This is a genomic window from Pseudomonas sp. RGM2987, assembly GCF_022952855.1.
Lineage (GTDB): Bacteria > Pseudomonadota > Gammaproteobacteria > Pseudomonadales > Pseudomonadaceae > Aquipseudomonas.
The window spans coordinates 1-4,968 of record NZ_JALJDX010000060.1 but is presented as its reverse complement, the minus strand read 5'-3'; the positions used below and the strand labels follow the sequence as shown (position 1 = coordinate 4,968).

Below are 4,968 nucleotides of genomic sequence, written 5' to 3'. Positions count from 1 at the left end.
GCGAGCAAGCCCGCTCCCACAGGTCCGGTGTTGCTTGGCAATCCAAAGTCACCGATCGTTCTGCTCCCAGCCAAACGATTGCCAGTTGCCCACCCATACCCACCCTGCCTATAGTCCGGTCATCTCCTGCAATCAGTACGGACCCATGATCAAACAACAGCTGGCCCGCTTTAATCGCCTGGATCTGCTCGGCCACCCGACCCCGCTGGAAAAGCTCGAGCGCCTCTCCAGCTGGCTCGGCCGGGACATCTACATCAAGCGCGACGACCTGACGCCCCTGGCGCTGGGTGGCAACAAGCTGCGCAAGCTCGAATACCTGGCCGCCGATGCGATCGCCCAGGGCGCGGACACGCTGATTACCGCCGGCGCGATCCAGTCCAACCATGTGCGCCAGACCGCAGCGCTGGCCGCCAGGCTGGGCCTGGGTTGTGTGGCCTTGCTGGAAAACCCCATCGGCACCGACGACCGCAATTACCTGGGCAACGGCAACCGACTGCTGCTGGAGCTGTTCGACGCCAAGGTCGAGCTGGTGGAAAACCTGGATAACGCCGATGAGCAATTGCAGGCCCTGGCCGGCCGCCTGCGCAGCAACGGAAAAAAACCCTACCTGGTGCCGATTGGCGGTTCGAACGCCTTGGGCGCGCTGGGGTATGTCCGGGCCGGCCTGGAACTGGCCGAGCAGATAAAGGACACCGGACTGGATTTCGCCGCTGTGGTGCTGGCTTCGGGCAGCGCCGGAACCCATAGTGGCCTGGCACTGGCGCTGAGCGAAACCCTGCCGGCGCTGCCTGTCATCGGCGTCACCGTTTCGCGCAGCGAAGAAGACCAGTTCCCCAAGGTTCAAGGCCTGGCCGAACGCACCGCGCAGCTGCTTGAGGTAAAACTGCCAGAGGCGTTCAAGGTCAACCTGTGGGACGAATATTTCGCCCCCCGCTACGGCGAGCCAAACGCCGGGACATTGGCGGCGGTCAAGCTGCTCGCCAGCCAGGAAGGCCTGTTGCTGGATCCGGTCTACACCGGCAAGGCCATGGCCGGCCTGCTCGATGGCGTCGGCCGGGACCGTTTCGACGAAGGCCCGATCATCTTCCTGCACACCGGCGGCGCACCCGCGCTGTTTGCCTATGACGCAGCGTTCTAGCGTTCATGCATGAACTGTGGGAGCGGGCTTGCTCGCGAAGACGTCGGCAAATCCAACATCATTGGGACTGACGAATCGCCTTCGCGAGCAAGCCCGCTCCCACACTGGAACCTCATTCCATATTTGAATATCGGTAAGATTTAATATTATTTTCCAATCTATAAAACCCATCCTATAGTCTCGCCGAAGGCGCATTTGCCGCGAGACGCCCAGGCTGCTTTGAGGCAGGATGTGGCAATCTTTTCGAATCGCGGCTACGCCTTTTCACATCCGATAATGTTTCATAAGAAAACACAGGGGCTTGTCATGAATTTTTCCGCACTACGTCGCAACCTGCTGGTGGGTTCGCTGGGCCTGGCATTGAGTGCCGGCCTGCTGGGGCAAGCGGTTGCCGGTGAGCAGCTGCAAACGATCAAGGACAAAGGCGTGATCAACGTCGGCCTGGAAGGCACTTACCCTCCGTTCAGTTTCGTTGATGCCGACGGCAAGCTGGCCGGTTTCGAAGTGGAATTTTCCGAAGCCCTGGCTAAGGAACTGGGGGTGAAGGTCAAGCTGCAGCCGACCAAATGGGACGGCATCCTCGCAGCGCTGGAGTCCAAGCGCCTGGACGCGGTGATCAACCAGGTGACCATTTCCGAAGAGCGCAAGAAGAAGTATGACTTCTCCAAGCCGTATACCGTTTCCGGGATCCAGGCACTGACCCTGACCAAGAACAAAGACACCATCAAGACTGCGGCCGACCTTGCGGGCAAGAAAGTCGGCGTGGGCCTGGGCACCAACTACGAACAGTGGGTCAAGGCCAACGTACCGGGCGCTGACGTGCGCACCTATGAAGATGATCCGACCAAGTTCCAGGACCTGCGTGTCGGCCGTATCGACGCCATCCTGATCGACCGCCTCGCCGCCCTGGAATACGCCAAGAAAGCCAAGGACACTGCCGCCGCCGGCGAAGCGTTCTCTCGCCAGGAAGCCGGGATTGCCCTGCGCAAAGGCGAACCTGAACTGCTGGACGCGGTGAACAAGGCCATCGACAAACTCCGCGCCGACGGCACGCTGAAAAAGCTTTCGGAAAAATACTTCAGCGCTGACGTCACTCAATAATGGAAGAGGCTTTCCAACTCGCGCTGGACTCCGCGCCCTTCTTGCTCAAGGGCGCGTATTACACGGTCATCCTCAGCCTCGGCGGCATGTTCTTCGGCTTGTTGCTGGGGTTCGGCCTGGCGCTGATGCGCCTGTCGCGCTTCAAACTGGTGAGCTGGGTCGCTCGCATCTACGTGTCGTTCTTTCGCGGCACGCCGCTGCTGGTGCAGCTGTTCGTGATCTATTACGGGCTGCCGCAACTGGGCGTCGAGCTGGATCCGTTGCCGGCGGCGCTGATCGGCTTCTCGCTGAACATGGCCGCCTATGCGTGTGAAATCCTGCGGGCCGCCATCAGCTCCATCGAGCGCGGCCAGTGGGAAGCCGCGGCGAGTATCGGCATGACCCGCGCCCAGACCCTGCGCCGGGCCATCCTGCCGCAAGCCGCACGCACGGCCCTGCCACCGTTGGGCAACAGCTTCATTTCCCTGGTCAAGGACACCGCGCTGGCGGCGACCATCCAGGTGCCGGAGCTGTTCCGCCAGGCGCAATTGATCACCGCGCGAACCTTCGAAATCTTCACCATGTACCTTGCCGCCGCGCTGATCTACTGGGTTCTGGCAAGCGTGCTCTCGCACCTGCAGAACGTCCTGGAAGAGCGGGTCAATCGGCATGACCAGGAGTCCTGACCCATGATTGTCGTGGAAAAACTGACAAAGCAGTTCAAGGGTCAGGTGGTGCTCAACGGCATCGACCTGAAGATCGAAGAAGGCGAAGTGGTTGCGATCATCGGTCCCAGTGGGTCGGGCAAGACCACCTTCCTGCGCTGCCTGAACTTCCTCGAAGAACCCAGCAGTGGCCGGATCAAGGTGGGCGACATCGAGATCGATGGTAGCCGCCCATTGAACCAGCAGCAGAACCTGGTGCGGCGTTTGCGCCAGCAGGTGGGTTTTGTGTTCCAGAACTTCAACCTGTTCCCCCATCGCACCGCGCTGGAGAACGTCACCGAAGGCCCGATGGTGGTGAAAAAGACCCCACGTGCCGATGCCGAAGCCCTGGGCCGCAAGCTTTTGGCCAAGGTCGGGCTGGCAGGCAAGGAAAACGCTTACCCACGACGCCTGTCGGGTGGTCAGCAACAGCGCGTGGCAATTGCCCGGGCACTGGCGATGGAGCCGGCCGTGATCCTGTTCGACGAGCCAACCTCGGCTCTCGATCCGGAACTGGTGGGTGAAGTGCTGGCGACCATTCGCGGCCTGGCCGAAGAGAAACGCACCATGGTCATCGTGACTCACGAAATGGGCTTTGCCCGGGACGTGGCTAACCGCGTGGTGTTTTTCGACAAAGGCGTGATCGTCGAGCAAGGCGAAGCCAGGGCCTTGTTTGCTGCGCCGAAGGAAGAGCGTACTCGGCAGTTCCTCAGCAAGTTCCTCTCTGCCGGAAACGGCGCTCAGTAAGTTGCTTCAAGCTTCATCACTTCCAGGGATGGAAGTGAGGCAACTTATTCAAGGCCGCACTGCATCCATTATCAAAGACGAAACAACTGGCAACTTTGTGCCTGCAATATGTCCATTGATCATTGCGCACATACACATATCTCCAGCAACACTTCCCCTGATCGCTCCTCTTTTCTTTGAACGCCAACAGGCCTCCTCAGCTTTCCTGCCTTAAACGGCTACCCTAGGAAAAAGACGCCTGACGCCAAGCATTCTTAACAATGGGGCGTAGGACGTTTCTGAAGAACTTCGCATCGAACCATTAAGCAAGCACCTCTATTGACAGTGCAACTATCGAGCCTTTATCTAGAGGCCGACAGGCGATGCACATTAATTCAACTCTATGCACTGACTAATAAAGTCAGCGCCTATTGCCGCGCAAATAAAATATGTAGCGATTATCAAGGAGAACAACATGACATGTACGTCGAATATTCCTGGACTGGCTGCACCGACCGTGGCCAACATCCACCCTGCCGGTATCAATATCGCCAGTGCCACGCACCTGGAAGTCGCCATTGCACCCTACCCCGGCATGGACGCGGGCGACCTGATCGAGTTGTTCTGGGACGACTGCTACGTTGGCTCTCGCCTGCTGACATCGGCCGACGTACAAACCAGCGTCACGCTGCGGGTGCCGGAAAGCTTCATCGTCAATGGGACCTCGCGCATTCACTACCGCGTGATGCAAGTGGGGCGTGGGCCGGCGCGGTCCAGCGTGCAACGGGTACAGGTGAAGCTCGATTGCCCCGGCGGTCAGCCTTCAGCCCTGAGCGGCACTGAAAACCAGGGGCTGGCGCCGGTCAGGATTCCCGCGACCATCCGCCGCCAGGGGGTGAACCCGAGCCAGATCAAGCGCGGCGTACCAGTGACCATCGAACCCTACCTGAACATGGCCGCCGAGGATGCAATCACCCTGCGCTGGGGCGACGTGCGCATGGACCTGCCCAGGATCAAGCCGAGCGAGATCGGCCAGCCGATCAACATCTGGGTCCCGCCGCACGTCATCCTGGAGGCCGGGGAGGACCTGCGCCTGGAAGTGACTTACTGCATCCTCGATCGGGTGGGCAACAATTCCCAGTGGGCGCCACCACGGACGTTGAAGATCGGGTGTGCCAGGCCTTGTCAGAGAAACGCCTCGAACGAAGCATTCATGGCGGCTGGGACCAGCCGCCATTGAATGACGGAGGTTTTGCTGCCAGAGGCGCTTCTGTGGCGAGGGAGCTTGCTCCCGCTTGGGTGCGCAGCGCCCATAAAAAA

General features: G+C 60.0%; 5 protein-coding genes. All 5 read left to right on the top strand.

What is annotated here, in order from left to right:
• Nucleotides 1–145 precede the first annotated feature (145 nt).
• A complete protein-coding gene (locus RGM2987_RS00540) occupies nucleotides 146–1,138 on the top strand; it encodes a D-cysteine desulfhydrase (RefSeq protein WP_245138169.1) in 993 nt (330 codons plus the stop codon).
• Nucleotides 1,139–1,444: 306 nt separating this feature from the next.
• Complete coding sequence (gene tcyJ / locus RGM2987_RS00535; protein WP_245138168.1) at nucleotides 1,445–2,239, top strand: cystine ABC transporter substrate-binding protein; 795 nt, start codon at nucleotides 1,445–1,447, stop codon at nucleotides 2,237–2,239.
• A complete protein-coding gene (gene tcyL, locus RGM2987_RS00530; protein ID WP_245138167.1) occupies nucleotides 2,239–2,904 on the top strand; it encodes a cystine ABC transporter permease in 666 nt (221 codons plus the stop codon). Before tcyJ ends, tcyL begins: the two co-directional genes overlap by 1 nt.
• Before the next feature lie 3 nt (nucleotides 2,905–2,907).
• Nucleotides 2,908–3,669 carry an L-cystine ABC transporter ATP-binding protein TcyN gene (tcyN, locus tag RGM2987_RS00525; protein ID WP_245138166.1) on the top strand — a complete coding sequence of 254 codons (762 nt, stop codon included), beginning with the start codon at nucleotides 2,908–2,910 and terminating at the stop codon, nucleotides 3,667–3,669.
• A gap of 454 nt (nucleotides 3,670–4,123) precedes the next feature.
• Nucleotides 4,124–4,888, top strand: a complete 765-nt coding sequence (locus RGM2987_RS00520; RefSeq protein WP_245138165.1) for a hypothetical protein — start codon at nucleotides 4,124–4,126, stop codon at nucleotides 4,886–4,888.
• The last annotated feature ends 80 nt before the right edge of the window (nucleotides 4,889–4,968 follow it).